This window comes from Pseudomonas turukhanskensis (assembly GCF_027922365.1).
GTDB lineage: Bacteria > Pseudomonadota > Gammaproteobacteria > Pseudomonadales > Pseudomonadaceae > Aquipseudomonas > Aquipseudomonas turukhanskensis.
Genome location: NZ_BSFN01000002.1, coordinates 1 through 25,364, shown reverse-complemented (window position 1 = coordinate 25,364; position 25,364 = coordinate 1). Strand labels below are relative to the sequence as shown.

At 60.2% G+C, this 25,364-nt stretch carries 21 protein-coding genes; 16 read left to right on the top strand and 5 right to left on the bottom strand.

The annotated features are described in order from the left end of the window. Positions 1 to 6: 6 nt before the first annotated feature. Positions 7 to 801 carry a nuclear transport factor 2 family protein gene (locus tag PKE98_RS03915; RefSeq protein ID WP_271193977.1) on the bottom strand — a complete coding sequence of 265 codons (795 nt, stop codon included), beginning with the start codon at positions 799 to 801 and terminating at the stop codon, positions 7 to 9. 258 nt (positions 802 to 1,059) lie between these two features. Here PKE98_RS03915 and PKE98_RS03910 point away from each other — a divergent pair, with 258 nt between their 5' ends. After that, positions 1,060 to 2,166, top strand: a complete 1,107-nt coding sequence (locus PKE98_RS03910; RefSeq protein WP_271193976.1) for a polyamine ABC transporter substrate-binding protein — start codon at positions 1,060 to 1,062, stop codon at positions 2,164 to 2,166. Positions 2,167 to 2,249: 83 nt separating this feature from the next. Here PKE98_RS03910 and PKE98_RS03905 read toward each other — a convergent pair whose 3' ends face one another. Both PKE98_RS03905 and PKE98_RS03900 read right to left on the bottom strand, forming a co-directional pair. Continuing rightward, positions 2,250 to 3,185 (bottom strand): glutathione S-transferase family protein, encoded by a 936-nt coding sequence (locus PKE98_RS03905; RefSeq protein WP_271193975.1) that lies wholly within the window; start codon positions 3,183 to 3,185, stop codon positions 2,250 to 2,252. Positions 3,186 to 3,252: 67 nt separating this feature from the next. Further along, positions 3,253 to 3,576, bottom strand: coding sequence for a GIY-YIG nuclease family protein (locus tag PKE98_RS03900; RefSeq protein ID WP_271193974.1), 324 nt, complete (start codon positions 3,574 to 3,576; stop codon positions 3,253 to 3,255). Between the two features lie 164 nt (positions 3,577 to 3,740). Here PKE98_RS03900 and PKE98_RS03895 point away from each other — a divergent pair, with 164 nt between their 5' ends. Then, the gene (locus PKE98_RS03895; RefSeq protein WP_271193973.1) at positions 3,741 to 3,974 is read left to right on the top strand and encodes a transcriptional regulator; all 234 of its coding nucleotides are present in this window, start codon (positions 3,741 to 3,743) and stop codon (positions 3,972 to 3,974) included. 8 nt (positions 3,975 to 3,982) lie between these two features. Here the strand turns inward: PKE98_RS03895 and PKE98_RS03890 are convergent, their stop codons facing one another. Then, positions 3,983 to 4,453, bottom strand: a complete 471-nt coding sequence (locus PKE98_RS03890; RefSeq protein WP_271193972.1) for a nuclear transport factor 2 family protein — start codon at positions 4,451 to 4,453, stop codon at positions 3,983 to 3,985. Between the two features lie 120 nt (positions 4,454 to 4,573). On the opposite strand from PKE98_RS03890, the gene PKE98_RS03885 reads away from it, so the two are divergent. The 14 genes from PKE98_RS03885 (at position 4,574) to PKE98_RS03820 (ending at position 24,382) form a co-directional block, all read left to right on the top strand. Further along, positions 4,574 to 5,518 carry a GlxA family transcriptional regulator gene (locus PKE98_RS03885; protein ID WP_271193971.1) on the top strand — a complete coding sequence of 315 codons (945 nt, stop codon included), beginning with the start codon at positions 4,574 to 4,576 and terminating at the stop codon, positions 5,516 to 5,518. Positions 5,519 to 5,571: 53 nt separating this feature from the next. Then, on the top strand, positions 5,572 to 6,354 hold the full coding sequence (gene yaaA, locus PKE98_RS03880; protein ID WP_271193970.1) for a peroxide stress protein YaaA: 783 nt from the start codon (positions 5,572 to 5,574) through the stop codon (positions 6,352 to 6,354). 729 nt (positions 6,355 to 7,083) lie between these two features. Next, entirely contained in the window at positions 7,084 to 8,394 is a 1,311-nt protein-coding gene (gene algD / locus PKE98_RS03875; protein ID WP_271193969.1) for a GDP-mannose 6-dehydrogenase, read from the top strand. 150 nt (positions 8,395 to 8,544) lie between these two features. Then, positions 8,545 to 10,026, top strand: coding sequence for a mannuronan synthase (gene alg8, locus PKE98_RS03870; RefSeq protein ID WP_271193968.1), 1,482 nt, complete (start codon positions 8,545 to 8,547; stop codon positions 10,024 to 10,026). A 42-nt stretch (positions 10,027 to 10,068) separates the two neighbouring features. After that, on the top strand, positions 10,069 to 11,235 hold the full coding sequence (locus tag PKE98_RS03865) for an alginate biosynthesis protein Alg44 (protein WP_271193967.1): 1,167 nt from the start codon (positions 10,069 to 10,071) through the stop codon (positions 11,233 to 11,235). 2 nt (positions 11,236 to 11,237) lie between these two features. Further along, the gene (gene algK / locus PKE98_RS03860; RefSeq protein WP_271193966.1) at positions 11,238 to 12,659 is read left to right on the top strand and encodes an alginate biosynthesis TPR repeat lipoprotein AlgK; all 1,422 of its coding nucleotides are present in this window, start codon (positions 11,238 to 11,240) and stop codon (positions 12,657 to 12,659) included. Continuing rightward, complete coding sequence (locus PKE98_RS03855; RefSeq protein WP_271193965.1) at positions 12,656 to 14,134, top strand: alginate export family protein; 1,479 nt, start codon at positions 12,656 to 12,658, stop codon at positions 14,132 to 14,134. The genes algK and PKE98_RS03855 overlap by 4 nt, the downstream gene beginning before the upstream one ends. 50 nt (positions 14,135 to 14,184) lie before the next feature. Continuing rightward, the gene (gene algG / locus PKE98_RS03850; protein WP_271193964.1) at positions 14,185 to 15,813 is read left to right on the top strand and encodes a mannuronan 5-epimerase AlgG; all 1,629 of its coding nucleotides are present in this window, start codon (positions 14,185 to 14,187) and stop codon (positions 15,811 to 15,813) included. A 14-nt stretch (positions 15,814 to 15,827) separates the two neighbouring features. Next, positions 15,828 to 17,294, top strand: a complete 1,467-nt coding sequence (locus PKE98_RS03845; RefSeq protein WP_271193963.1) for an alginate O-acetyltransferase — start codon at positions 15,828 to 15,830, stop codon at positions 17,292 to 17,294. Further along, complete coding sequence (locus tag PKE98_RS03840) at positions 17,291 to 18,409, top strand: mannuronate-specific alginate lyase (protein ID WP_271193962.1); 1,119 nt, start codon at positions 17,291 to 17,293, stop codon at positions 18,407 to 18,409. Before PKE98_RS03845 ends, PKE98_RS03840 begins: the two co-directional genes overlap by 4 nt. A gap of 908 nt (positions 18,410 to 19,317) precedes the next feature. Beyond that, positions 19,318 to 20,883 (top strand): MBOAT family O-acyltransferase, encoded by a 1,566-nt coding sequence (locus PKE98_RS03835; RefSeq protein WP_271193961.1) that lies wholly within the window; start codon positions 19,318 to 19,320, stop codon positions 20,881 to 20,883. Between the two features lie 11 nt (positions 20,884 to 20,894). Continuing rightward, positions 20,895 to 22,079 carry an alginate O-acetyltransferase gene (locus PKE98_RS03830; RefSeq protein WP_271193960.1) on the top strand — a complete coding sequence of 395 codons (1,185 nt, stop codon included), beginning with the start codon at positions 20,895 to 20,897 and terminating at the stop codon, positions 22,077 to 22,079. A 57-nt stretch (positions 22,080 to 22,136) separates the two neighbouring features. Then, positions 22,137 to 22,787 carry an alginate O-acetyltransferase AlgF gene (locus tag PKE98_RS03825; protein ID WP_373877813.1) on the top strand — a complete coding sequence of 217 codons (651 nt, stop codon included), beginning with the start codon at positions 22,137 to 22,139 and terminating at the stop codon, positions 22,785 to 22,787. A 149-nt stretch (positions 22,788 to 22,936) separates the two neighbouring features. Next, positions 22,937 to 24,382: a mannose-1-phosphate guanylyltransferase/mannose-6-phosphate isomerase gene (locus tag PKE98_RS03820; RefSeq protein WP_271193958.1), complete on the top strand. Its 1,446-nt coding sequence runs from the start codon at positions 22,937 to 22,939 to the stop codon at positions 24,380 to 24,382. Between the two features lie 66 nt (positions 24,383 to 24,448). Here the strand turns inward: PKE98_RS03820 and PKE98_RS03815 are convergent, their stop codons facing one another. Beyond that, positions 24,449 to 24,700: a DUF3077 domain-containing protein gene (locus PKE98_RS03815; RefSeq protein WP_271193957.1), complete on the bottom strand. Its 252-nt coding sequence runs from the start codon at positions 24,698 to 24,700 to the stop codon at positions 24,449 to 24,451. Positions 24,701 to 25,364 lie beyond the last annotated feature (664 nt).

Sequence of the window (25,364 nt, the reverse complement as noted above, 5' to 3'; positions counted from 1 at the left end):
GGGGCATCAGGCCGAAGGCGGTTTGCCTTTGGCCAGTTGGTTAAGGCCCCGTTGTTTGAAGTAGCTGCGCGGTGGCAAACCGGTGCGCGCGCGAAAGCAGCGGTAAAACACCGACAGCGAATTGAAGCCGGCAGCGAATGCCAGTTCGTCGATACGCGTGCCGTCCTCGCCATCCAGCTGCGCCAGCAAGTGATCCACGCGGGCTCGATTCACGTACTGGTAAAAGCTCAGCCCCAACACCTGGTTCAGCAGGTAGGAAATCTGGTTGCGGGTGTAGCCGGTGTCGCTGGCTACTTTGCTCAAATCCAGGTCGGCAGCCAGATAGGGCTGCTCGGCGGTGAAATACTGTTCCAGGTCTAGCAACATCAACCGCACCTGCGCCGACGACAAGCCCAGGCGCGGCACCTTGTCGGTGGCCGGCGGCTGCTCTTCGCGCACCGGGGTCGCATACTCATGCACCCGCCATACCCGGCCATCGCGCACGGTAATTGCCTCGCTGGCGCGGAACGATGCCAGCCGGCTGCTGCGCCGCAGGGTCAGCCGTGAGTGGTACTGAATGAAGGCGGTATCGCCATCGACGCGAATGCGGTCCACGTGCTCCATACGGTGCTGAGCGCTGCGAGGCATCGCCGTGCTTACGTACTCGCGCAACTGCGCCAATGGAATGCGCAGGTTGTTGAAAAAGTCGTAGTACTCAACATCGGGGTGAAACAGCGCGAGCACGCCGTCCACATCGCGGTTGACCCAACACTGGTGATAACGCTCCACCACCTCGCGCGTGCGCTCGGTTTCCTCGTCCACAAACCGTTCCCTCTTTTGGCTATTGCTCCCTCTCTAGCAATACGCCGGCCAAGTAGGGGGCGCTTTAGCAGGCCACACAAAATCACCGATTTTCCGCGCGTGCACGCGCGAACGACACTGTACCAGGCAGCCCCTAGATTCGAGCCACTGCCCGCTTCACCTGTTTGCGCGCCAGCCACCTGCGTGGTCTGGCAAACCCTCACCGAACCGCTGCCGGCCTAATTCCAACTCCCTGCACGGTTCACTGGAGTACGCATGATGAAAGGCTCGTTCGGTAAAACCACGCTTAGCTGCGCCATGGGGCTGTTACTGGGGTTCACACTGCAGGCCAGTGCCGCCCAGCAGGAAATTCACTTCGCCAACTGGGCCGACTACGTAGGCCCCACCACCTTCGCCGATTTTGAAAAAGAAACCGGCATCAAAGTGGTACTGGAACCCTTCGACTCCAACGCCATTCTGGAAACCAAGCTGCTTACCGGCAACTCCGGTTATGACGTGGTGGTAACCCCTGCCGACTTTCTCGCCCGCCAGGTGAAAACCGGCGTCTATGCCCCCCTGGACATGGCGCAACTGCCCAACAGCAAAAACCTCAGCCCCTCCTTGCTCAAGCGCCTGGAAACCTCCGACCCAGGCAACAAATTTGCCGTGCCGTATCTGTGGGGCACCGTGGGTATTGGCTACAACACCGCCAAAGTCAAAGCCGCGCTTGGCGACAAGGCGCCAGTCGATAGCTGGGACCTGATTTTCAAACCGGAAAACCTGGCCAAGCTAAAAGGTTGCGGCGTGGCCATGCTCGATGAGCCAACCAAGATCATCCCCCTGGCCATGCTCTACCTGGGCCTGGACCCCAACAGCGAAAAGACCGAGGACATCGCAGCCGCCACCACGCTGCTCAAAACCCTCAAGCCCTCGATCACCTATTTCAACTCCACCAAGTACATCGCCGACCTTGCCAATGGCGATATCTGCGTAGCCGTCGGTTTCTCCGGCGACGTGCTGCAAGCGCGCCAAAGCGCGATCGATGCCGGCAATAAAAACACCGTGGCCTACAGCCTGCCCAACGGCGGCAGCAATATCTGGTTCGACAACCTGGCCATTCCGAAAACCGCCAAAAATGCCGCCGGCGCCCATGCGTTTATCAACTACCTGATGCGCCCGGACGTTATCGCCAAAATCAGCAACTACCTGCACTACGCCAACCCCAACACGGCCTCGCAGCCGCTGCAGGATCAGGCTGTGCGGGAAAACCCGGCCATTTACCCGGATGAAAAACTGATCGACAAACTGTTCGTCAGCCTGCCGCCTTCGCAAGCTGCCATGCGGGTGATTACCCGTAACTGGAGCTCGATCAAGTCAGGCATCTGATGTGAATACGTAAACAAAAACGCCCGGCTCAAAGCCGGGCGTTTTTGTTCGGGGAACGAACCGCGTGTCTACAACAACTCGACTTATTGTGCCTCGATCTTGAAACCAAACCGCGGGAAGTGCACATGCACCACCCCGCCACGCGGATCTTCGCGGCGCAGAATCAATTCCTCACGCCCGGCGTACACCAGCTCGCCGGCTACCGGGTCCACACCGTAGTCGATCGCGGCAATGGTCACCTGCTGGCCCGCCTTGAAACCATTTGGATCTTCAAACGCTTCATCCGGCAGCGGCGCAGGCGTGGCGTTGCGCGCCACGTCCAGCGCTTCTTCGGCGGTCATCGGCGTAGACGAGCCATGGCCAAAGCCCAGCACACGGCCGAGCCAGGCCGATACCAGCGGATAGTTATCCACAAGCGGCGAGGTCACCGGCGTGGCTTTGAGGAACCAGAGTTGGTGGGCCAGGGCAAAGTCGGCATGGCTGGCCTGGCCAAACAGGAAGTCGCTGCCGCTGGCACCCAGTTGCTGCTCCAGGCGCGCCATCAGTTGCGGCCAGTGGTGTTGCGCCTGCGCCAGCGGTACGCGGCTGGCGTTGCCGCCGCTGAACAGACCGGCGCGGTCGGCGATAAATGCCTTTACCGCTTCCGGTGGCAGCTTGGCGAAGCGTACAGCCACCGAATCGGGCTGAAACACCAGCGCCACGGCGTGCTGAAACAGCACCGAGTCAATCCAGTTGGTAAAGCCGGTAATGGCGAACAGTTGTTCAGCCGGGAACAGCGCCGGGGTGGCCTTTTCCGCCTCCAGACGGCGGGCAATCAGCGCGGTGTCGCAATAGATATCGGCGCCCACTTGCAGTACCGGGGTCTTGCGGTAGCCACCGGTGAGGGCCACCAGGTCGGGCTTGGGCATTACCGGCGAAATCATCACCGAGCGCCAGGAAAGCTGCTTGAAACCCAGCATCAACCGCGTTTTTTCAGCGAAGGGCGATGTGGGGTAATGGTGCAGAATCAGCTCATGCATGGCAGGCTCCGGGGCGTTTTTTTATGAACGCTGAGCTTACGCGGCTCTGTTGCCTGGGCCTACCCAATCAGGCTGATGGCGCGTCATAACCGGATTGAATCGCGGCCCAGGCAAGCACCAGGTTTTCCTTGGCCTTCTTGCTTAACCGCTTGATCGTGCGCTCGCGCCGCAGCGCATCGCCCTTGCCCGCGCAGCTTTCCACATACACCAACGCCACTGCCGGGCTGGAATAGAAAAACCGCGCACCCTTGCCACTCTGGTGCACGGCAAAGCGCCGCTGCGCATCGTCGCTGATGCCGCAGTACAACGCGCCGTTAGCTGCGCGCACAAGGTAGACGAACCAGGGTTTACCGGGAGCCAGAGGCAAAGCTTTGGCGGTGTCATCGGACATGCGAGGTATCTGAACAGTAGAGAGGCGACCGTTATGGTAACCGAGCTCTTACCCCCAGCATTTAGGAAGTTGCCTGATCAGGTTTAGGCAGCGAGCGATTGTGTGAAAAACCTCGCCACCGATACTCCCTGTGTCAACACGTAAGGTGCCAAAGGAGAGAGCCCATGACATTCCCATTGTTCACATTTCGCGCTGAAGATCGCCTGATCCAGGGTCTGGAGCTGGTTGTATCGATCACCGGCAAGGACTACCAGTACCATCTCACCCGGGCGCTCGAGCAGTACTTGAAGCAGGAGCTTGCGCCGCTGCGAAAAGTGGTGGAAGACATCGCCGAAGCCGGTAACACCCATGAGCGTGAAACCGGCGCGCACGACACCGACAACCCTGTGGGCACTTGAGGCCCCGATCACCGCCCCGCCCGGTACGCCGCCAAGCCTTTAGCCGCCTGCTTGCGAATAGCCCCTTGCACCAGCGGCGTCCACCCCAGCAATGCACCCTTGGCGCCCAATGCCTGCGCAGACCATTTCCACAGATCAAACCGGTCATGGTGCTCAACGATCTTGCCGTCACGAAACACGAAACTGGCCTGAATCCGATTGACCACCATGCGCCCGGTGCCGCTGAACAGGTACGTCGCTACCCAGTGCGCACTGCCGGTCTGGTCATTGGCCTGCACATTGGAAAACGCCAGAGAAAAGTTCTGCGCGCGGCTGGTAAGCATGCGCCACATATCACCGGCCTCAGAGCCTTTAAGGCTGGGAAAGACCGGGTCGCTGAAATGCACATCGTCGGCATAGCAGGCCGCCATGGCTTCGGCGTCCTGGCGCTGGAAAGCCTGGTAGAAACGGGTAATCAGTTCGGCGTTGGGGTGGCTCATGGCAAGTCCGTGAACAGTGGGCGTTGACCTATTGTGGTTGCCCAACCGCTACCGCGCGATTGGCTATATCGACAACTTTGTGTCAAATATAGCCAATATTCACATCAAATTAGTCGACTCATGCTGCGTATCGCGTTGTATGTCTGCCCCCAGACCGTGTGCTCGAGCCTGAGCATGGCGATGGACGCCTTTCAATTGGCCAACCAGTTGGCGGGTGAGCGGGTGTTTCAGTTGCAGCGGTTCAGCCTTGATGGCCATGGGGTGGATTTGCAGTTCGCGCGCATCACTGTCAACGGTGCGCTACGCCTGGCCGAAACCGCAGATCTGGTGTTGCTGCCCGCCACCGGCAGTGCAGTCGATACCACCTTGGCCAGTAATGCCGCCTTGCTGCCCTGGCTGACGGCACAGGTTTCCCAGCGTTACTTGGCAAGCCTTTGCAGCAGCGCATTTCTTCTGGGAGCTGCCGGCGTGCTAAATGATCGGGCAGCCACCACCCACTGGAGCCTGGCGCCGGCCTTCCGCCAGCGTTTTCCATTGGTGAAGTTGCAGGCCGAGCAATTGCTTACCCATGACGGCCCGGTGTTCTGCTCGGGGGGCGCGCAGGCGGGGCTGGATCTGTGCCTTTATCTGATTGCCTGGCATGCCGGTGCCGACCTGGCGCAAAAGGTGGCGGCGGCGCTGGTGGTCGAACACCACCGTGGCCAGCAGACGCGCTTTGAACCGTTACTGCCGCAGGTTCAACGCAACGACCCGCTGCAGCCCCTGCTCAACTGGATGCACAAACACCAGGCCGAACCGATGAACCTGCAGCGCCTGGCCGAACATGCCAACTGTTCACCACGCACGCTGCTACGCCGTTTTCGCGCCAGCACTGGCATTACGCCCAACGAATACCTGCAACGCCTGCGCATCAGCGCCGCGCAGGCGGCATTGCGCCAGCCCTCGCGCTCACTGGAGCAAGTGGCGGCACAGGTCGGCTTTGGCGACCGGGCAGCGTTTGCCAAGCTGTTCAAACAGCTCTGCGGCGAAACACCCGGAGCCTATCGGCAACGCCTACGCGGCTAAGACAAAACCATTGGCAGCGCTTAGAATCGCCGCTGCCTTTAGGAGACGCCCCCATGCTGATGGTGATTTCACCCGCCAAGACCCTGGACTACGACACCCCGCCGGTCACCTCCCGCCACACCCAACCGCAACACCTGGACCATGCCCAGGAGCTGATTGCCCAGCTGCGTGACTTCAGCCCAGCGCAGATCGCCGACCTGATGCACCTGTCCGACAAGCTCGCCGGTCTGAACGCCGCACGCTTTGGCAGCTGGTCGCCAAAATTCACCAGCAAGAACGCCAAGCAGGCGCTGCTCGCGTTCAAAGGCGATGTGTACACCGGCATGCATGCCGAAGACTTCAGCGAAGACGATTTCGACTTCGCGCAAAAACACCTGCGCATGCTCTCGGGCCTCTACGGCGTGCTGCGCCCGCTGGACCTCATGCAGCCCTACCGGCTGGAGATGGGCACCAAGCTGGCCAACGCCCGTGGCAAAGACCTGTATGCATTCTGGGGCGACAATATCAGCGCCTGGCTCAACCAGGCACTCAAGGCCCAGGGCGATGACGTGCTGCTGAACCTGGCCTCCAATGAATACTTTGGCGCGGTAAAACGCCAGGCCTTGAAAGGTCGGATCATCAATACCGACTTCAAGGACATGAAGAACGGCCAGTACAAAATCATCAGCTTCTACGCCAAAAAGGCGCGCGGCATGATGGCCCGCTATGTGATCAAGGAGCGGCTGACCGACCCCGCCGGCCTGAAGGACTTCAACTACCAGGGCTATTGTTTCGATGCGGCCCAATCCAAGCCCGATCATTTGATCTTCCTGCGCGACGAACAAAGCGACGCGTAAACGCCGTGCAAGGGTGTGCTTCGCGCACCCTACACAGCCACAGCTGCTGCTTTTCCGACGTCAATATCTCCGCACACCTGCGGCTATACACTTTATAACCAATGAAAGTTCCCCGGCCTTTAGCCTAACTTTCATTGGGTACCCTCCTATAATTGTCCTACATTTAACTACTGGCACTTTAACCAATCTTTAGTACTGGCAAAAAGTTATTGCGCCGCCTCACGCCCACTACCCGGCGGTATACAGCGCACTTGCCATTATATTGCGATCACAGCTATTTCCTCGCCTGTGTCCAAGTGTTACGAAAGTCTGACGAACGGTAGGAACTATCATTAAATTTGCGGGCTCATAACCCCGTAACGACTTTTTACAGGTTGGTTTTCTTAGTGCTGCCCAGCACTGGCCACCTAAACTTGCGCAATAAGCCGTGGTTGTTTATTCGCTATAAGTCGGCACACGGAACGTTTTAAAAACGATGGAGAAGCAGGTAGAAGCAGACCTACTGCAACAGCCTCACCAAGGCTCTACGACCAGTATTGGAGCGTAGGCCTGAACATCCGGGCGCATCCCTTTTACAACATGCCCAAACACGCATTCAACAAGTTGAATGTGACGAACTTATTATGCCTGCGCTTTCGTAATTACAACTTACGAAGTGCATTACAAGGGTGATGGTTAATCCAACCATCCACTGTTTAACGGCGTAACTCAAAGTAATAGGTGAATACAATGCGTATTAGCATTTTTGGTTTAGGTTATGTCGGCGCAGTATGTGCCGGTTGCCTGTCTGCACGCGGCCATGAAGTTGTCGGCGTGGATGTTTCCACCGCCAAGATTGATCTGATCAACAACGGCAAGTCGCCGATTGTTGAACCGGGCCTTGAGGCCTTGCTACAACAGGGTATCGAAACCGGACGCCTGCGCGGCACCACCGATGTGGCCGCCGCCATCCGCGATACTGAACTGTCAATGCTGTGCGTAGGCACCCCCAGCAAAAAGAACGGCGACCTGGAGCTCGATTACATCGAATCGGTCTGCCGCGAAATCGGCTTTGTGCTGCGTGAAAAAACCACCCGCCACACGGTTGTCGTGCGCAGTACCGTACTGCCCGGCACGGTTAAAAATGTGGTGATCCCTATTCTTGAAGACTGCTCCGGGAAAAAAGCCGGGGTGGACTTTGGTGTTGCCGTAAACCCGGAATTTCTGCGCGAAAGTACCGCGATCAAAGATTACGACCACCCGCCCATGACCGTTATCGGTGAATTGGACAAAGAGTCAGGCGATGCCCTTGAGTCGCTGTACAGCGAACTCGACGCGCCGATCATCCGCAAAGACATCGAAGTCGCCGAGATGATCAAGTACACCTGCAACGTCTGGCACGCCGCCAAGGTCACCTTCGCCAACGAAATCGGCAACATTGCCAAGGCCGTCGGCGTGGATGGCCGCGAAGTGATGGACGTGGTCTGCCAGGACAAAACCCTCAATCTCTCGCAGTACTACATGCGCCCCGGCTTTGCCTTTGGCGGCTCGTGCCTGCCCAAAGATGTACGCGCCCTCACCTACCGCGCCGGCCAGCTGGACGTTGAGCACCCGATGCTCGGCGCCATCATGCGCAGCAACGTGGCCCAGGTGCAGAACGCCTTCGACATCATCGCCAGCCACGACAAACGCAAAGTTGCGTTGCTCGGTTTGAGTTTCAAAGCCGGCACGGACGATCTGCGTGAAAGCCCACTGGTGGAGCTGGCCGAGATGCTGATCGGCAAAGGCTTCGATCTTTCCATCTACGACAGCAACGTGGAGTACGCCCGTGTGCACGGGGCCAATAAGGACTATATCGAGTCCAAGATCCCCCACGTTTCATCGCTGCTCAACAGCGACTTCGACCAGGTGGTCGATGGCTCCGACATTATCGTGCTGGGCAACCGCGACGAGCGTTTCCGGCCACTGGCGCAGCATGCCCCCGAGGGCAAGCAAGTGGTCGATCTGGTGGGCTTTATGAAGCACACCACCAACGGCACTACCGAAGGCATCTGCTGGTAGCCGTAAGGCGCAAACCCGCCGTCATTCCCGCGAGGGCGGCGGTGCGCCGGTGCGCAATCCAGAACCCCTCAGGCAATCGAAGTTGCCGCCCTGGCCCCCCAGCCTTCGCTGGGGGGTAACGGCCAGTTTATAAACGGACAGGACACATAGATGGATAGGCTCAAGCAGAGTTTGGCAGAAGGCGCAGGGTGGTTGTTCTACCTCAGCCTTCTGTGCGGGCTCGCCCTCGCGCTGCCCCGCACGGTGTTCGACCCCGAGTCGAAAGACTTTATCTTTCTGATCGGCGCGGTCGGCATCTGGCGCTACTCGATGGGCGCGATGCATTTTCTGCGTGGCGTGCTGTTTCTGTATGTGGTGTTCCCGCACTACCGGCGCAAGGCGGCCAAGCTGGGTACAGCGGCCGATCCTTCCCACGTATTTCTGATGGTCACCAGCTTTCGCATCGACGCACTGACCACCGCGCAGGTGTACCAATCGGTGATTCGCGAAGCCATGGAGTGTGGCTTTCCCACCACCGTGGTGTGCTCCATCGTCGAGCTTTCCGATGAATTTCTCGTCAAGAGCCTGTGGGAAAAATACAACCCACCGCAAAACGTCACCCTCGACTTCGTGCGCATTGCCGGCACGGGTAAACGCGATGGCTTGGCCCACGGTTTCCGCGCCATTTCCCGGCATATGCCCGACCGAGATGCAGTGGTGGCAGTGATCGATGGCGACAGCGTGCTGGAGCCTGGCGTGGTGCGGCGCACCGTGCCGTATTTCAAGCTGTTCCCCAATGTCGGTGGCCTGACCACCAACGAATTTTGCGAAGTACGCGGCAGCTACATCATGAGTGAATGGCACAAGCTGCGCTTCGCCCAGCGGCACATCAACATGTGCTCCATGGGCCTGTCCAAGCGCGTGCTGACACTCACCGGGCGTATGTCGATGTTCCGCGCTCCGGTTATCAGCAACCCCGAATTCATTGCCGACGTGGAAAGCGATTCGCTCGACCACTGGCGCCTGGGCCGCTTCAAGTTTCTCACCGGCGACGACAAGTCCAGCTGGTACAGCCTGATGCGCCTGGGCTACGACACCTTTTACGTGCCCGACGCGGCCATCAACACCGTCGAGCACCCGCCGGAAAAGAGCTTTATCAAAGCCAGCCGCAAGCTGATGTTCCGCTGGTACGGCAACAACCTGCGGCAGAACTCGCGGGCCATGAAGCTGGGTAAAAAGCGCCTGGGGCTGTTTACCACCCTGGTGCTGTTCGACCAGCGCGTATCGATGTGGACCTGCCTGCTGGGCCTCACCGTGGCGATCATCGCCAGCCTCAAATACAGCATCGCCTTCTTGCTCGTGTACTTCCTGTGGATCGGCTTTACCCGCCTGCTCCTGACCTTGCTGTTGGCCGTCAGCGGTCACCACATCGGCCCGGCCTACCCGGTGATTCTCTATTACAACCAGATCGTCGGCGCCTTGGTGAAGATCTACGTGTTCTTCCGCCTCGACCAGCAGTCCTGGACGCGCCAGCCGACCAAACTCAACCGCGACCTTGCCAGCTTCCAACAGTGGTTCAACACCTGGTCGTCCCGAACCATGACCTTCTCCGCCGCCAGTGTGTTTGTCGCCACGCTGCTGCTGGTGGTGTGAGCCCCCTGCCAGGGCCGTCAGACTCAAAGTAGGAATAACGCCATGAATACAGCCGTCAACGTCAATGTGGTGCACGAATCCGAAGCCCAGCGTCAGTACGCCCGGGTACGCCTGCCTGCAAAAATCCGCTTCAGCGGCAAAAACCGTGAAGTGGTGGAGCAAACCGTTACCGATATTTCCGCCGGCGGTTTCAGCTACGGCGCTATCAACAGCACGGTGAAAGTGGGCGACTTCCACAAGGGCAAAATGCTCTTTGTGATCGACAACATCACCCTGGCCATCGACACCGAATTCCAGGTGCGCTCGGTGGACTTCGAAACCAACCGCGTCGGCTGCCAGTTCAGCAACATGCGCCCCCGGGAAATCGCCACGCTGCGCCATTTGATTACCGCGCACCTGAGCGGCGAGCTGGTCAGCGTCGGTGAATTGCTCACCACCTTGCAGCGCGAAAACTTCACCAAAGCACGCAAGCAGAAGGCCGTTGGCGGCATGAGCGCGTTTGCGCGCATGCGCGCCGTAGGGTTCAGCGTTGGCGTATTTTTGCTGGGTCTGCTGGCCTTTGGCTTCCTGTTCAAATCCATCTACGGCCTGTACTTCGTCACCCACGCCCAATCGGCATTGGTACAGGTGCCGGGCATGCAAGTGACCATGCCGCGCGAAGGCACCGTGCAAAGCCTGATTGGCGCCGATGGCGTGGTGAAAAAAGGCGCGCCAATCGCCACCTTTAGCGCCTCGATGCTGGAAATGCTCAAGGGCCACCTGGACGACAAAGACCTCAGCCCATCCAACGTCGCCAACCTGTTCAACAAGCAAATGAAAGGCACCCTCACCAGCCCGTGCGACTGCGTGCTGGCCAAGCAATACGTGGCGGACGGGCAATACGCGAGCAAGGGCGATGTGATCTTCGATCTGGTTTCGCGAGAAGCCAAAGCCCAGGTTGAAGCGCGTTTCCCGTACAGCAAATTCAACGAAATCAAGCCGGGCGCGCGGGTGACCTTCCAGGTAGCCGGCGTCGATGAAGTGCGCGGCGGCAAGGTGGTTAGCAGCAGCCTGAATGACACCGGCAACCTGTCCTCGGATATCCGTGTGGTGATTCAGCCCGATGAGCCGCTGGAGAACGCCCTGGGCGGTCGCCCGGTGGAAGTGAGCAGCGATAACGGTCCTTCGTTCGGCTGGTTTATCGACAAAGCCAACGCAGCAGGGCTCTGAATATGGCTAGCACTCAACCCAAGCGTCCCCTGTTGCTAATTGCGCCCTTGGTGATGGCTATGACCATGGCCGGTTGTGCCGGCCTGCCCGACCAGCGCCTGGCCAACGAGGCGCTGAAAAACGGCGACACCGCCACCGCCCAGGCCAACTACAAAGCCCTGGCCGATATGGGTTATGCCGATGCCTCGGTGGGCTTGGCCGATATCCAATTGGAAAGCGGCGACCCGGCACAATTGGCGGCGGCCGAAGACACTTACCGCCAGGCGGCCGACACATCCCCACGGGCCGCCTCACGCCTGGGCCGTTTGCTGGCGACCAAACCCAACGCCACCGAGGCCGAGCACAAGGAAGCGGAAAAACGCCTGAAGCAAGCCTTTGCCAATGGCGAAGAAGGCGCGGTGCTGCCGCTGGCCATGCTCTACCTGCAATACCCGCAAACCTTTCCTGAGGTAAATGCCCAGGAACAAATCAGTCAGTGGCGCGAGCAAGGTCACCCACAAGCGGAGCTGGCTCAGGTGCTGCTCTACCGCACCCAGGGCACCTACGACGCGCACCTGGCCGAGGTGGAAAAAATCTGCAAAAGCGCGCTGGCCACCGCCGATGTTTGCTATGTGGAACTGGCCACCGTCTACCAGAAACGCGGCGAAGCCGATAAGCAGAAAGCACTGGTGGAACAGCTGCGTGGCGCCTACGGCCGTGGCGTAGTGCCGGCCGCGCGAATGGAAGGCGTGGCGCAAGTATTGGCCGACCCTGAACTGGTAATCCAGGGGGGCGGCAAAACCGACCCGGCTACCGCACAAGAGATGCTGGAACAGATCGCCCCCACCTACCCCGCTGCCTGGGTAAGCCTGGCGCAATTGCTCTACGACTACCCCGAGCAGGGCGACATCGACAAGATGCTCGAGTACCTGAAAAAAGGCCGCGAGGCTGCGCAGCCGCGCGCCGAACTGCTGCTCGGCAAGCTCTACTACGAAGGCAAACTGTTGCCGGCCGATCCCGAAAAAGCCGAGCAGCACCTGCTCAAGGCGGCGCAAAGCGAAACCAGCGCCAACTACTACCTGGGCCAGATGTACCGCCGTGGCTACCTCGGCAACGTGCAACCGCAACAGGCGCTAGACCGCCTGCTGGCCGCCGCCCGCGCCGGGCAGAACAGCGCCGATTTCGCCCTGGCGCAAATGTTCTCCCAAGGTCGCGGCATTGCCCCCGATCCGGTGAACGCCTACGTGTTCAGTCAGATCGCCGTGCAAAAAGGCACACCGCAAGCGCCCGAGTTGGCGGCGCAGATAGAACAGCAATTACCCCCTGGCTCGCGCCCCCAAGCGGAACGCTTGCTGCGTGAGGAACAAGCGCTGCGTGGCGCAACTCTACAAACGGCAACGCAGATGCAAGCCATGCAAAGTCAGGACGGGCAGGAGCCACTATGAAACGCACCAAACGTAAAACCACTACCCCATGGACGCGCGCCGGTTTGTGCTTCAGCGCCACCTTGCTGACCAGCCATTGCGCCTGGGCCGTGCAGATGACCGACAGCAGCAGCTACGGCCTGGACGTGAAGATCACCGCCCAGTCCGAAGATGACCGCGACCTCGGCACCCGCAGTGGCGGCGATGTAAACGGTATCGGTATCGACCTGCGCCCCTGGGTGTACGGCAAACGCGGCAACTGGAGCGGCTATGCCATGGGGCAAGCGGTCAGCGCCACCGACATCATCGAAACCGACACCCTGCAACAACCCGAAGACGGCGAGAATGCAGGTAGCGGCAGCAGCGATGACAGCCGCCAGCCCGACAAAAGTTACTTGGCCCTGCGGGAATTCTGGATCGGCTATTCAGGCCTGACGCCCTACCCCGGCGAAGAACTGCGACTGGGGCGCCAGCGTCTGCGCAACGACGATGGCATGTGGCGCGACACCAATATCGAAGCGCTGAACTGGACCTTCGACACCACCCTGCTCAAAGCCAACCTGGGCGTGGCCGAACGCTTCAGCGAATACCGCACTGACATCGACGAGCTCTCGCCCAAAGACAAAGACCGCCTGCATATCTACGGCGACATCGCCGCGCAGTGGACGCCCGGCCATTGGGTGGGCCTCAACGTGCAGCACGCCCGCGACGACGGCAACCTCAATAGCCCCGGCGAACGCGTCGATGAACTGGATAAAACCAGCACCGGCGACCTGACCTGGGTAGGCGTGCAAGCCAATAGCGACGCCTACAACCCGCGCAACGAAAACCGCCTGAACTACTGGGCCAGCGTCACCAGCCTCACCGGCGACCGTGACCGCCTGAGCACCCAGACAGTGGGCGGCGAAGAGTTTGCCACCGGCAAACAAAGCGGCGATGTCAGCGCCTGGGCCACCGACCTGGGCCTGCGCTGGAAATTCGATGAGAACTGGCAGATCGGCGGCGCCTACGCCCGTGGTAGCGGCGGTGGCGGCGACGAGGGTGGCGATAACTTCGAGCAGACCGGGCTGGAAAGTAACCGCTCCACGTACACCGGCACGCGCTCGCGGGTGCATCGCTTTGGTGAAGCGTTTCGCGGCGAGCTGAGCAACCTGCAGGCGGCCACGCTGTTCGGCTCCTGGCAGTTGCGCGAGGACTATGACGCCAGCCTGGTGTATCACAAGTTCTGGCGCGTCGATGACCAGCAACCCATCGGCACCAGCGGCATCAACGCCGCCATGCAGGACGGTGAAAAAGACATCGGCCAGGAAGTGGATGTGGTGCTCACCAAGTACTTTAAACAGGGCCTGCTGCCCGCCTCGCTTAGCCAGGCCATCGATGAACCGTCGGCCCTGGTGCGCTTTCGCGGCGGCGTGTTCAAGCCCGGCGATGCCTACGGCCCCGACGCCGACTCGTATATGCACCGCGCCTTCGTCGATGTGATCTGGCGCTTCTGATGAGCCAGGCGAGCCGGCCCGATACGACGCGGCCATGGAGAAACACTGATATGACTGCTCAACACCCGCCATTGCTTCCTTTGCTGTTGGCCGGCGCGCTGCTCTTCAGTGGCTCGGCCATGGCCGTCGAAGCGCCGCCGGCCTCGGACAGCCAGCAAGACGTGGCGCGAGCCAGTGACGCGCCACTGCCGCAGGACGGCAAACCGCAGGCCACCAAAGAACTGCGCCAAGCTAAAAGCTACACCGTCACCACCGCGCCCACCGAAGCGCTGGAACTGGCCGCACCGAAGTTGCCCGACCTCAGCGGCTATACCGCTGAGGCGGTCAACGCCAAGATCGACCGCAGCAAAAAAGGCAGCGCCACCGTGCGGCGCATGGTGCAGCAAGACGCGCTGAAAGAATTTATCGGCGGTAACAACCGCATGGCCGAGTGGGTCACCCGCCAGCGCGGCATGCCCCAGGCCATCTTCGTTGAAGGCGGTTATATGAGCCTGAGCGAGCTGAGCAAAAAAGTGCCCAAGCAATACCTGAGCAGCGATGCCAATGGCGTCTACACCCTGCGCTTGCCGCTGGTGGTGGCGCACAACGCCAGCCTGCAAATCGATAAAGACGTGAAGGAACTGCACCTGTCGCAAGACCGCGGCGCCTTTATCGTCAACGACGGCAAACTGTTTATCACCGGCAGCAACCTCACCGGCTGGAATGAAGCGAAAAAGGCCCCGGCCACGTTTAAAAAGCCGGAAGAATTCCGCCCGTTCCTGCTGTCCTGGGGCGGCACCGAGACGTACATCGTCAACAGTAAGATCGCCAGCTTTGGCTACAACACCAGTAAGTCCTACGGCCTGAGTATTTCCCAGTACACGCCGAACATGAGCAAGCAGATGGGCCGTGGCATGCCCACCGGCTGGATCATCGGCTCCGAGTTCTCGGACATGTGGTACGGCTTCTACTGCTACGAAACCCAGGACTTCGTGGTTAAGGACAACACCTACCGCGACAACATCATCTACGGCATCGACCCCCACGACCGCTCGCGTCGCCTGGTGATTGCCGGCAACACCGTATTCGGCACCCACAAAAAGCACGGCATCATTATTTCCCGCGAAGTGGACGACAGCTGGATCATCAATAACAAAGTCTACGAGAACAAACTCTCGGGCATCGTTATCGACCGTAACAGCGTCAACAACCTGGTGGCCTACAACGAGGTTTACCGCAACGAGTCCGACGGCATCACCCTCTACGAAAGCTCCAACAACCTGCTGTGGGGCAACAAGGTGGTGAGCAACGACCGCCACGGCATCCGCCTGCGCAACAGCGTAAACATTCGCCTCTACGAAAACCTCGCGGTGGATAACCACCTGGTGGGCGTCTACGGCCACATCAAAGACTTGAGCGACACCGACCGCGACATCGACCTCGACCCATTCGACACCAAGGTGTCGATGATCGTGGTCGGTGGCCAACTGGTCAGCAACGGCTCCGGGCCGTTGTCCATCGACTCGCCACTTTCCGTGGAGCTGTACCGGGTAGCCATGCTGGCGCCGACCAAATCGTCGGGCATCAGCTTCTCGGGAATTCTGGGTGACAAGCAAAACGAAATTCTGGACCTGATGGTCCGCCAGGATAAGGCAGTGCTGATCGACCCCGTTGAAAGCCAGGCCGAACTTCAGGACTGAGGAGCATGCATTCCATGACCGCAACCACCCCAACCCGCCATTGGCTCGCCCCGTCGGCATTGGCCATGGCCCTGCTGGCCGCCAGCAACCTGACCCAGGCCGCCGACACCGGCGTGCCGCAGTACCAAGTCAAAGGCAACGCCCCGCTGTGCCCGGCGGCGGCCAATAACGGCCTGTACAACACCAAGTACCTGGGCTTCTTTACTCACCTGGTGCAGGCCCAGGACGACTGGCTGTTCCGCACCACCTACGACCTGCGCACCGACTTCGGCACCACGCCCGAGGGCTACGCCAAGCTCAAGGGCCTGCGCGATGCGTTGAAGAAAAAAGGCATCGAGCTGGTGGTGGTGTATCAGCCCACGCGCGGCCTGGTGAACCGGGAAAAACTCACCCCTGCCGAGAAGGCCTCGTTCAACTACGACCTGGCGAAAAAGAACTACCTGGCAACCATCGCCAAGCTGCGTGAAACCGGCATGTACGTGCCCGACTACAGCCCGCTGTTCGACGAAAAAGAAGAGCACGCCTTCTACTTCAAAGGCGACCACCACTGGACGCCATACGGTGCCGAGCGCGCGGCGAAAATCACCGCCGAAACGCTCAAAGAAGTGCCCGGCTTTGCTGACATTCCCAAGCAGCAATACGAGAGCAAACGCGTGGGCCTGCTGAGCAAACTCGGCACCTTCCACAAAGCCGCCGCGCAGCTGTGCGGCAACAGCTACGCCACCCAGTACGTGGACCGCTTTGAAACCACCGTGGCCGGCAGCGGTAATGGCGACGACGGTGGCGGCGACCTGTTCGGCGATGAAAGCCAGCCACAGGTGGCGCTGGTGGGCACCAGTAACAGCGGCCCAGCGTACAACTTCGCCGGCTTTCTGGAGCAATACAGCGGCGCCGAAATTCTTAACAACGCCATCTCCGGCGGCGGCTTTGACAGCTCCCTGCTGCAATACCTGAGCAGCAACGAGTTCCACGAACACCCGCCGAAAATCATCATCTGGGAATTTGCCACCCACTACGACATGGCGCAAAAAAGCTTCTACCGCCAAGCCATGCCCCTGGTGGACAACGGCTGCGAAGGACAAAAAGCAGTCCTTACAAACGATGTGAAACTGCACAACGGCGCCACCGAGGTACTGGTCAACGGCAAGAACCAATTGCTCAACCTGCAAGGCAACCACTACCAGGTTGACCTGACCTTCAGCGACCCCTCGGTAAAAACCATGAAGGCCACCATCTGGTACCTCAATGGCCGCCGCGAAAACTTGAAACTGGAACAGAGCGCCGCTGCCGACACCGGTGGCCGTTATGTTTTCCAACTGCGTAACGACCCTGGCTGGGCAGACCTGAACATGCTCGCCATGGAAATTCACAGCCCCGATGAAATGCCGGCCAACCTCAGCGTCAAAGCCACGCTGTGCAAACGGCCCAGCATCGGTGCCGGCACCCTAACGGCAAAAGCCGCTGGAGGCACAGACTCATGAACACACCCCACCTTCTTTTTCGCGGTATCGCACTTGGCACCCTGCTGATAGCAGGCAGCGCCAGCGCGGCCCTAATTCCCCCACAGGGCTACTACGCGCCCATTGAAAGCCACAAAAGCAAACCACCTGAAGAGCAATGCGGCGCGCCGCCCAAGCCCTACACCGACAAGCTGGTATTTCGCAGCAAATACGAAGGCTCGGACGAAGCCCGCGCCACGCTCAATACCAAGTCGGAAAAAGCCTTCCGCGACTCCACCGCCAGCATCACCGAGCTGGAACGCGGCGTGAGCAAACAGGTGATGGGCTATATGCGCGACGGCCGCCAGGAGCAGCTCGATTGCGCCCTGACCTGGCTCACCACCTGGGCGCAGGCCGACGCCCTGCTTTCCACCGACTTCAACCACACCGGCAAGTCCATGCGTAAATGGGCGCTGGGTAGCGTGTCCTCCGCTTACCTGCGCTTGAAGTTTTCCGAATCCAAACCGCTGGCCGCCTACGGTACGCAATCGGCACTGATTGAAAGCTGGTTCGCCAAGCTCGGCGAGCAGGTGGTCAAAGACTGGAGCTATCTGCCGCTCAAGCAAGTGAACAACCACTCGTACTGGGCAGCCTGGTCGGTAATGGCAACCGCCGTGGCCACCAACCGTCAGGACCTGTTCGACTGGTCGGTGGAGCAATTCCGGGTCGGCGCCAACCAGGTCGACGACCAGGGTTTTCTGCCTAACGAGCTCAAGCGCAAACAACGCGCCCTGTCGTACCACAACTACGCCCTGCCGCCGCTGGCCATGATCGCCAGCTTCGCCCAGGCCAACAACGTGGACCTGCGCACCGAGAACCGTGATGCCCTGAGCCGCCTGGCCAAACGGGTGATGGAAGGGGTGAACAACCCGGCGGACTTTGCCAAGAAGGCCGGCAAGAAACAGGACATGACCGACCTGAAGATCGACGCCAAATACGCCTGGCTGGAGCCCTATTGCACCCTGTACCAGTGCGGGGCTGACACCTTGAAGTGGAAGCAGTCGATGCAGCCGTTCAAGACCTTCCGCCTGGGCGGGGATTTGACCCGCGTGTACGACCCGAAGGCCGAGAGTAAGGACGGCAAGAAGAACTCCTGAGCGACACGGTCTAGCCCCCTCGCCCCAGCGGGGAGAGGGCTGGGGTGAGGGGGTTGGATTTCAGCCCCGACGATTGAGTAACGGCGACTAGTTTGCCCTCACCCTAGCCCTCTCCCGCACGCGGGAGAGGGGACTGATCGAGCAAGGCGCGGCAACACCGATCCGCCCCCTCGCCCCAGCGGGTAGAGGGCTGGGGTGAGGGGGTTGGATTTCAGCCCCGACGATTGAGTAACGGCGACTCGTTCGCCCTCACCCTAACCCTCTCCCGCACGCGGGAGAGGGGACTGACCGAGCAAGGCGCGGCAACACCGATCCGCCCCCTCGCCCCAGCGGGGAGAGGGTTGGGGTGAGGGGGTTGGATTTCAGCCCCGACCATTGAGTAACGGCGACTGGTTCGCCCTCACCCTAGCCCTCTCCCGCACGCGGGAGAGGGGACTGACCGAGCAAGGCGCGGCAACACCGATCCGCCCCCTCGCCCCCAGCGGGTAGAGGGCTGGGGTGAGGGGGTTGGATTTCAGCCCCGACGATTGAGTAACGGCGACTGGTTCGCCCTCACCCTAACCCTCTCTCGCACGCGGGAGAGGGGACTGACCGAGCAAGGCGCGGCAACATCGATCCGCCCCCTCGCCCCAGCGGGGAGAGGGTTGGGGTGAGGGGGTTGGATTCCAGCCCCGACGATTGAGTAACGGCGACTAGTTTGCCCTCACCCTAACCCTCTCCCGCACGCGGGAGAGGGGACTGACCGAGCAAGGCGCGGCAACACCGATCCGCCCCCTCGCCCCAGCGGGAGAGGAGACTGATCGAGTTAGGCAAAACACGCAATCCACCCGGATTTTCCCGGGGGGGTTTGGGGGGGATGTGGCGCTAGCCACGTCCTCTGAACCGAAGGTGAAGATGGAGAGAGGCGGATGGTTTTTTCATCCAACGTGTTCCTGTTCTTGTTCCTGCCGATTTTTCTCGGCTTGTACTACTTGAGCGGGCAACGCTATCGCAACTTGCTGCTGCTGATTGCCAGCTACGTGTTTTACGCCTGGTGGCGGGTGGACTTTCTGGCGCTGTTCGCCGGCGTCACCCTGTGGAACTACTGGATCGGCCTCAAGGTGGGCGCCGCCGGGGTTCGCACCAAGCCGGCCCAACGCTGGCTGTTGCTCGGCGTGGGCGTGGACCTTTGCATTCTGGGCTACTTCAAATACGCCAACTTCGGCGTCGACAGCCTGAACGCCATCATCACCTCGTTCGGTCTTGAGCCGTTTATCCTCACCCATGTGCTGCTGCCGATTGGTATCTCGTTCTACATCTTCGAGTCCATCAGCTACATCATCGACGTGTACCGCGGCGACACACCGGCCACCCGCAACCTGATCGACTTTGCGGCGTTCGTGGCCATCTTCCCGCACCTGATTGCCGGCCCTGTGCTGCGCTTTCGCGACCTGGCTGACCAGTTCAACAACCGCACCCACACACTGGATAAATTCTCCGAAGGCGCCACGCGCTTTATGCAGGGGTTTATCAAGAAGGTGTTTATCGCCGACACCCTGGCGGTGGTCGCCGACCATTGCTTCGCCCTGCAAAACCCCACCACCGGTGATGCCTGGCTCGGCGCCCTGGCCTACACCGCGCAGCTGTACTTCGACTTCTCCGGCTACAGCGACATGGCCATCGGCCTTGGCCTGATGATGGGCTTTCGCTTTATGGAAAACTTCAAGCAGCCCTATATCAGCCAGTCCATCACCGAGTTCTGGCGGCGCTGGCACATCAGCCTGTCCACCTGGCTGCGCGACTACCTGTACATCACCCTGGGCGGCAACCGTGGTGGCAAGTTCGCCACCTACCGCAACCTGTTCCTGACCATGCTGCTAGGCGGTTTGTGGCACGGCGCCAATATCACCTACATCGTCTGGGGCGCCTGGCACGGCATGTGGCTGGCGATTGAAAAAGCCATTGGCATCAATACCGCGCCACGCAGCTTCAACGTGCTGCGCTGGGCCTTCACCTTCTTGCTGGTGATTATGGGCTGGGTGATTTTCCGCGCCGAAAACCTGCACATGGCCGGCCGCATGTACGGCGCCATGTTCAGCTTCGGCGACTGGCAGCTGTCGGAACTCAACCGCGCCAGCCTGACCGGCCTGCAAGTGGCAACCCTGGTAGTGGCCTACGCCACCCTCGCCTTCTTTGGCCTGCGCGACTTCTACCTCAACCCGCCCGTGGAGAAACGCAAACCCGAGGTCACCAGCACCGAGGCCGATGGCCCCGCCACCGCGCAACCGGGCACCGTCAAAGCCGTTCCCGGCGAACAGCCGAACATCCATGTGCCCGGCTACACCGTAGGCCGTGAGGCCAATGTGCAAGCCGCCTACTGGACCGCCGACTGGCCGCGTTACGCCATGCGCGCCCTGGTACTGCTGCTGTTTGTCGCCTCGATTCTCAAGCTCTCGGCGCAGAGCTACTCGCCCTTCCTCTACTTCCAGTTCTGAGCGAGCCGACCATGACCCGATCCTTACGCATTCTCTACATCGCCGTGTTCCTCGGCCTGCTGCTGGGCCTGGGCCTGTGGTCGCTGCGCGGCTTCATGGGCTTTAGCACCACGCCAAACGACACCGTGCTCAACGGCAAATGGGCCAAGGCCACCGAAACCCAGTACGACAAGGAATTCCCGCTCAAACGCCTAGGCACCAACCTCTGGGCCGCGCTGGACTTCAAGCTGTTCAACGAAGGCCGCCCCGGCGTGGTGCTGGGCCAGGACCAGTGGCTGTTCAGCGATGAAGAATTCAACCCCATCGCCAACGGCAGCCAATACCAGGATGAAAACCTGGCGCTGATCAAAGGCGTGCGCGACCAGTTGGACAAAAAAGGCGTGAAGCTGGTGCTGGCCATCGTGCCCGCCAAGGCGCGCCTGTACCCCGAACATATCGGCGACGAGCAACCGGCCACGTTGCATAAAGACTTGTACCAGCGCTTCCACGCCAGCGCCGAGCAGGCCGGCATCCTCGCTCCCGATCTGCTTATCCCGCTGCGACACGCCAAGCTCAAAGGCCAGGTATTTTTGCGCACCGACACCCACTGGACGCCCATGGGCGCCGACGTGGTCGCCCAGCACCTGGGCGCCACCGTGGCGCAGAAACTGCCGCTCAATAGCGCGCCGCAGCAGTTCATCACCGAAGCCAAACAGCCCGAACCGTACAAGGGCGACCTGACCACCTTCCTGCCGCTGGACCCGCTGTTCAGCAACCTGTTGCCCAAGCCCGACCAACTGCAACAACGCACCACCCGCACCGCCGAAGAAGGCAGCAGCGAGGGCGGTGACGACGCGTTGTTTGCCGACAGCCAGGTGCCGGTGGCGCTGGTAGGCACCAGCTACAGCGCCAACCCGCACTGGAACTTCGTCGGCGCCCTGCAACAGGCGTTGCAAAGCGACGTGGTGAGCTACGCCGAAAACGGCCATGGCCCTATCGAGCCGATGCTCAAGTACCTGCAAAGCGACGCCTTCAAAGACGCCGCGCCGCAGCTGGTGATCTGGGAATTCCCCGAGCGCTACCTGCCGATGAAAACCAACCTAAGCGAGTTCGACCCGAACTGGATCGCCCAACTCAAGGCCGCCGGTGCGGCTACCAGCAACCTGGCCACTTCACAGGCCAGCCACTCACCCTTGCCAATTCAGGCAAACCGCTAGACCGGTGCTGATCGAAGCACCAAACCCCTCATGGAGAACAAGACAATGAAGCCATCCATCACCCATGCAATCGTTAACAACCGCCTCGGTAAAGCCTGCGCGTTCGTGTTAGTTGGCCTGCTCGCTGCCCAAGTCCACGCCGACGAAGCCGCCCTCTACGGGCCGACCGCGCCCAAGGGCTCGGCCTTCGTGCGGGTGTACAACGCCGGCAGCCAGGAAATCAACGCCACGGTCGGCACGGCCAAACTCAGCGAAGTGGGCCCCCTGGGCAGCAGCGACTTCGGCTTTCTGCCAGGTGGCGACTACAGCGCCCAGGTCGGCTCGCAAACCGTGCCGGTGAAACTGGCAGCAGACCACTACTACACCATCGTCGCGCTGCCGGGCGCACAGCCAAAACTGGTGGAAGAACCCCCGTTCAAAAACAAACAGAAAGCCCTGGTGCGCGTGCAGAACCTGAGTGACACCAAGGTCACCCTGAAAACCGCCGACGGCAAAACCGCCGTGGTCGAAGACGTGGCCCCAGCCGCCCGTGGCGACCGCGAAATCAACCCGGTGAACGTCAAGCTCGCACTGTTCAACGGCACGCAGAAAATCAGCGACGTTAAGCCGGTAACCCTGGCCCGAGGTGAAGCCGTAGCGCTCTACGTCACCGGCAGCGGCAGCAAGTTGTCGCCGGTATGGGTTAAACGCCCCGCCGCTACCGAGTAACGCTTTTGTAGGGTGTGCTATGCGCACCAAGCGATCCATGGGCGAGCGCTGTGGTGCGCGAAGCACACCCTACAAGGACAAAAAAGCCCGGTGTTAAAGCCGGGCGGATCGGCTGTTTTGAAACCTCATTTTTGTCAGGAGACACACCCATGATTCCAATCATCTTGTCCGGCGGTAGCGGCTCGCGCCTGTGGCCTTTGTCGCGCAAACAGTTTCCCAAGCAATTCCTTGCCCTGACCGGTGAGCACACCATGTTCCAGCAAACCCTCGAGCGCCTGGTGTTCGAGGGCATGCAGCCGCCGGTGATCGTGTGCAACAAAGACCACCGTTTTATCGTGCAAGAACAACTCACCGCCCTGAACCTCGCCAGCCAGGCCGTGCTGATGGAACCCTTCGGCCGCAACACCGCGCCGGCAGTGGCCATTGCTGCCATGAAGCTGCTTAACGAAGGCCGCGACGAACTGCTGCTGGTGATGCCCGCCGACCACGTGATCGACGACCAGAAAGCCTTCCAGCGCGCCCTGGCCATCGCCACCATTGCCGCAGAAGGCGGTGACCTGGTGCTGTTTGGCGTACCGGCCACCAAGCCGGAAACCGGCTATGGCTATATCAAATCCAGCCAGGCTGCCGAGCTGCCTGAAGGGGTGAGCCGCGTCGACCAATTCGTGGAAAAACCAGACGCGCAACGCGCTGCCGAATTCGTTAAATCCGGCAACTACTTCTGGAACAGCGGCATGTTCCTGTTCCGCGCCAGCCGCTTCCTCGACGAGCTGAAACGTCACGACCCCGACATCTACGACACCTGCCTGCTGGCCCTTGAACGCAGCGCCATCGACGGCGAAAACATCGACATCGACGCTGCCACATTCGAATGCTGCCCCGACAACTCCATCGACTACGCCGTAATGGAAAAAACCACCCGCGCCTGCGTGGTGCCGCTGTCTGCCGGCTGGAGCGACGTGGGCTGCTGGAGCTCGTTGTGGGACGTGCACGAGAAAGACGACGACGGCAACGTCACCAAAGGCGACGTGGTTGTACGCGACAGCCACAACTGCCTGGTGCACGGCAACGGCAAGCTGGTGTCGGTGATTGGTCTGGAAAACATCGTGGTGGTGGAAACCAAAGACGCCATGATGATCGCCCACAAAGACCGGGTGCAGGAGGTCAAGCAACTGGTCAATACGCTGAACGAAGCGGGCCGTACGGAAACCCAGAACCACTGTGAGGTGTATCGGCCGTGGGGCTCGTATGACTCGGTCGACATGGGTGGCCGCTTCCAGGTCAAGCACATCTCCGTGAAGCCGGGCGCGCAGCTGTCGCTACAGATGCACCACCACCGCGCTGAGCACTGGATCGTGGTGTCGGGCACCGCTGAAGTGACCTGTGATGAGAACGTGTTTTTGCTGACGGAAAACCAGTCGACGTATATCCCGATTGCCTCCGTGCACCGCCTGGCCAACCCTGGGAAGATTCCGCTGGAAATCATTGAAGTGCAGTCCGGGAGTTACCTGGGTGAGGATGATATCGAGCGGTATGAGGATATTTATGGGCGCAATGAAGAGCATGGGGTGCAGGTGAAAACTGTAGTGCGCTGAAGCGGCGCATTGTCCTCAAAAAGCACCGTGGCCACGTCTGGCTACGGTGCTTTTTTTATGGGCTGGTCAGGCGGCCTTTTCGGTTTCGGCCAAGCCGGCAAGGCTGGCTTCGACCAGGGCGCTGGTTATTTCCAGCAGGTATTGAATGGTGTTGCGTTCGTCTTCTTTGGGGCGGTCGATCATGGACAGGCGAGTGAGGCAACTGAGCAGGATGCTGGCTTGTTCGAGGGCGTCGCTGACGTCTACGCCGGCGTTAACGCTGAACAGGGGTTTGCCGTCGGGCATGCAGAAACTGCGGGTGTGGGTAACGGCGTTCATTGGGTCACCTCCAGGGTGATTGGAGGATGAGGGGTAAGCGTATTTGGGTACGTCATGGTGAAACCTCTGTAGTTAGAGCTACCAAACATCGCTGTCAGACGAAGGGTGGCAGCTGTGTACGGCCTGACAGACCGGGACAGAGAACCCGGCGTACCCGAAGGTACTCCGCACACAACCGCCATAAAGAGAACAACAGATACCAGAAAAGCATCCTGCTGTTCGAGGGAGGTTATGCGTTCTACTGTAGTTCGAGCTGTCAGGCCCGACCGCTGAACGATTCAGCGATGGCGGTGACTTTGCTCTTATGGGAAAGCCCTTACAGCCGGCTCGTGCCGAGGGATGCGTAGGCAACGAAGTGCATGGGACGGTGATGGGGAGAAGAAACTTGCTTTGAAGGCTGAACGTTTGCTTCGCGCCTTACGCGCAAGGCTTTTGTAGGGTGTGCTCCGCGCACCTTGCGGTTTACCAGGCGACTTTTGTGTTTCTGCATTACCGCGTTTGCTGAACGTTTTGTTTCGCGCCTTACGCGCGAGTTTCTTTTTCCAGTCGTCGGAATGCCGCACCATAAAAAAGAAACCAAAAAATCTTGCCCCTACCTGGGGTTTTCACTGCGTGAAAACTTCCCTCGCTACGTCGTCGCTCCAGGGGCCGGGCTGAAGGGCCA

Bases quoted from the DNA above. Each gene is read 5' to 3' on its own strand.
- PKE98_RS03910 (WP_271193976.1), top strand. From the start codon at position 1,060: ATGAAAGGCTCGTTCGGTAAAACCACGCTTAGCTGCGCCATGGGGCTG.
- PKE98_RS03905 (WP_271193975.1), bottom strand. From the start codon at position 3,185: ATGCATGAGCTGATTCTGCACCATTACCCCACATCGCCCTTCGCTGAA.
- PKE98_RS03900 (WP_271193974.1), bottom strand. From the start codon at position 3,576: ATGTCCGATGACACCGCCAAAGCTTTGCCTCTGGCTCCCGGTAAACCC.
- PKE98_RS03895 (WP_271193973.1), top strand. From the start codon at position 3,741: ATGACATTCCCATTGTTCACATTTCGCGCTGAAGATCGCCTGATCCAG.
- PKE98_RS03890 (WP_271193972.1), bottom strand. From the start codon at position 4,453: ATGAGCCACCCCAACGCCGAACTGATTACCCGTTTCTACCAGGCTTTC.
- PKE98_RS03885 (WP_271193971.1), top strand. From the start codon at position 4,574: ATGCTGCGTATCGCGTTGTATGTCTGCCCCCAGACCGTGTGCTCGAGC.
- yaaA (WP_271193970.1), top strand. From the start codon at position 5,572: ATGCTGATGGTGATTTCACCCGCCAAGACCCTGGACTACGACACCCCG.
- algD (WP_271193969.1), top strand. From the start codon at position 7,084: ATGCGTATTAGCATTTTTGGTTTAGGTTATGTCGGCGCAGTATGTGCC.
- alg8 (WP_271193968.1), top strand. From the start codon at position 8,545: ATGGATAGGCTCAAGCAGAGTTTGGCAGAAGGCGCAGGGTGGTTGTTC.
- PKE98_RS03865 (WP_271193967.1), top strand. From the start codon at position 10,069: ATGAATACAGCCGTCAACGTCAATGTGGTGCACGAATCCGAAGCCCAG.
- algK (WP_271193966.1), top strand. From the start codon at position 11,238: ATGGCTAGCACTCAACCCAAGCGTCCCCTGTTGCTAATTGCGCCCTTG.
- PKE98_RS03855 (WP_271193965.1), top strand. From the start codon at position 12,656: ATGAAACGCACCAAACGTAAAACCACTACCCCATGGACGCGCGCCGGT.
- algG (WP_271193964.1), top strand. From the start codon at position 14,185: ATGACTGCTCAACACCCGCCATTGCTTCCTTTGCTGTTGGCCGGCGCG.
- PKE98_RS03845 (WP_271193963.1), top strand. From the start codon at position 15,828: ATGACCGCAACCACCCCAACCCGCCATTGGCTCGCCCCGTCGGCATTG.
- PKE98_RS03840 (WP_271193962.1), top strand. From the start codon at position 17,291: ATGAACACACCCCACCTTCTTTTTCGCGGTATCGCACTTGGCACCCTG.
- PKE98_RS03835 (WP_271193961.1), top strand. From the start codon at position 19,318: ATGGTTTTTTCATCCAACGTGTTCCTGTTCTTGTTCCTGCCGATTTTT.
- PKE98_RS03830 (WP_271193960.1), top strand. From the start codon at position 20,895: ATGACCCGATCCTTACGCATTCTCTACATCGCCGTGTTCCTCGGCCTG.
- PKE98_RS03820 (WP_271193958.1), top strand. From the start codon at position 22,937: ATGATTCCAATCATCTTGTCCGGCGGTAGCGGCTCGCGCCTGTGGCCT.
- PKE98_RS03815 (WP_271193957.1), bottom strand. From the start codon at position 24,700: ATGAACGCCGTTACCCACACCCGCAGTTTCTGCATGCCCGACGGCAAA.